Origin of the sequence: Amycolatopsis sp. SID8362 (assembly GCF_010550475.1) — a bacterium.
GTDB classification, from domain to species: Bacteria; Actinomycetota; Actinomycetes; order Mycobacteriales; family Pseudonocardiaceae; genus Amycolatopsis; species Amycolatopsis eburnea.
The window spans coordinates 1-1,995 of the sequence record NZ_JAAGNB010001589.1 but is presented as its reverse complement, the minus strand read 5'-3'; the positions used below and the strand labels follow the sequence as shown (position 1 = coordinate 1,995).

Below are 1,995 nucleotides of genomic sequence, written 5' to 3'. Positions count from 1 at the left end.
GAGCCCGGCGTCGACGCGGTCCTCGATCGCGGCCAGCCGCAGCTCGGCCAGCCGGGCCGCGCGCGGCGGGTCGGCGAGCCCGTCGAGCGCGGGACCCCGCCAGAGCGCGAGCGCTTCGGTGAAGAGCGCGAGTTTCGCTTCCGGCTCGGCGGTTTCCCGCGCCCGCGCGGTGAGCCGCTCGAAGCGGTGGAGGTCGACGTCCTGCGGGTCGACGGCCAGCCGGTACCCGGCGGGGCTGAACTCGACGAGCCCGTCCGGCGCGCCACCGTCCTTGAGCCGCTTGCGCAGGCGCGAGACCTGGGACTGCAGCGCCTCGGCGGCGCCCTCGGGCGGGTGGTCGCCGTGCAGCCCGTCGATCAGCCGATCGGCCCCGACGACCCGCCCGGCGTCGAGCGCCAGCAGGGCGAGCAGCCCACGCAGTTGCGGCCCGCCGAGCGCGACGGGCGTCCCATCGGGACGGCGGGCTTCGACCGGCCCGAGGATGGCGAACTGCACACCGCCGATTCTGGCCTACGCACGCCGGTCGTGAGTGGCGAGTCGGGTTAGAACCCTACTTGCCACTCACGACCCGGTTCACGGGCGCAGGCTCCGGAAGAACGCGCGGATGTCGGCCACGAGCAGCTCCGGCTCTTCCAGCGCGGCGAAGTGGCCGCCGGCGGCGAACTCCGACCAGTGCGCGATCTTCTCCTCCGGGTCCATGATCCGCCGGACCACCGGCGAGGAGTTGAACACCGCCCAGCCCGCCGGGACGTCCGACGGCGCCAGCCAGCCGTGCCCGGAATGCGCGGCCTCGTACAGGAACCGGGCCGCGGACGCGCCGCTGCGAGTGAACCAGTAGAGGCTCACGTTGGTCAGCAGCCGGTCGCGGTCGACGCCGTCGCCGGTCCACGCCTGGAACTTCTCGGCGATCCAAGCCAGCTGGCCGACCGGGGAGTCGGTGAGCGCGGCCGCGATCGTCTCGGGCTTGTGGGACTGGAGGTCCAGGTAGCCGCGCCCGGCCTGCCACGCCGCGCGCGCGGCGTCCAATTCGGACTGTTCGGCGGGCGACAGGTTCTCCGGCAAGGGAAGCTGCTCCCCCGCCAGCGCGATCGTCCCGCGGTCGCTGCTGACGTGCGTGCCGATGACGCGCTCCGGGTACAACGCGGCGAGCCGCCCGGTCACGCCGGCGCCGATGTCGCCGCCCTGCGCGGCGAAGCGGTCGTAGCCCAGGCGCGTCATCAGCTCCGCGAACGCGTCCGTCGTCCTGGCCAGCTCCCAGCCGGGGCCGCTCAGCGGCGTCGAGAACCCGAACCCGGGCAGCGACGGGACGACGACGTGGAAGGCGTCCGGCCCGTCGTCGGCGAGCGGACCGATGACGTCGAGGAACTCGGTGAACGAGCTGGGGTAGCCGTGGGTGAGCAGCAGCGGCACCGCGTCGGCCCGCGGCGAGCGGACGTGCAGGAAGTGGATGACCTGCCCGTCGATCTCGGTCGTGAACTGCGGGAACGCGTTGAGCGCCGCTTCCTGCGCACGCCAGTCGAAGCCGTCGCGCCAGTACCCGGCCAGCTCTCGGACGGCCTCGGTGGGCATGCCGCGGGACCAGTCCGGCTCGTCGCCGGGCACGGGGCCGGCGAACCGGGCGGTGGCCAGGCGGTGGTGCAGGTCGGCCAGCTCGGCCTGCGGGACGTCGATGCGGAAGGTGCGGATTTCGTTCGTCATGGGCAGCACGCTATGAGCCATTGCGGAAGACTTCCTTCCGCAATTCGTGCGAGACTCGGAAAATGTTGCAGACCTCCGCCCGCCTGCTCCGGCTCCTGTCGCTGCTCGAGACCCGGCGCGACTGGACCGGCGCCGACCTGGCCGAGCGGCTCGGCGTCAGCGCGCGCACCGTCCGCACCGACGTCGGCAAGCTGCGCGAACTCGGCTACCCGGTCGAAGCCGCCCCCGGCGTCCAGGGCGGCTACCGGCTCGGCGCCGGCGCGCAGCTGCCGCCGTTGCTGCTGGACGACGACGAAG

General features: G+C 73.4%; 3 protein-coding genes. 1 reads left to right on the top strand and 2 read right to left on the bottom strand.

Going from position 1 to position 1,995, the window contains the following annotated elements; translation table 11 throughout:
• On the bottom strand, positions 1-495 hold a 495-nt coding region (locus G3I65_RS48930; protein ID WP_309236052.1), incomplete at its 3' end, for a BTAD domain-containing putative transcriptional regulator.
• 78 nt (positions 496-573) lie between these two features.
• Positions 574-1,698 (bottom strand): epoxide hydrolase family protein, encoded by a 1,125-nt coding sequence (locus G3I65_RS48925; protein WP_166641534.1) that lies wholly within the window; start codon positions 1,696-1,698, stop codon positions 574-576.
• Positions 1,699-1,760: 62 nt separating this feature from the next.
• Between G3I65_RS48925 and G3I65_RS48920 the strand changes: the two genes are divergently transcribed.
• On the top strand, positions 1,761-1,995 hold a 235-nt coding region (locus tag G3I65_RS48920), incomplete at its 3' end, for a YafY family protein (protein WP_160702444.1).

Excerpts from the sequence above, each read along its gene's own strand:
- G3I65_RS48925 (WP_166641534.1), bottom strand. The coding sequence starts at position 1,698 with ATGACGAACGAAATCCGCACCTTCCGCATCGACGTCCCGCAGGCCGAG.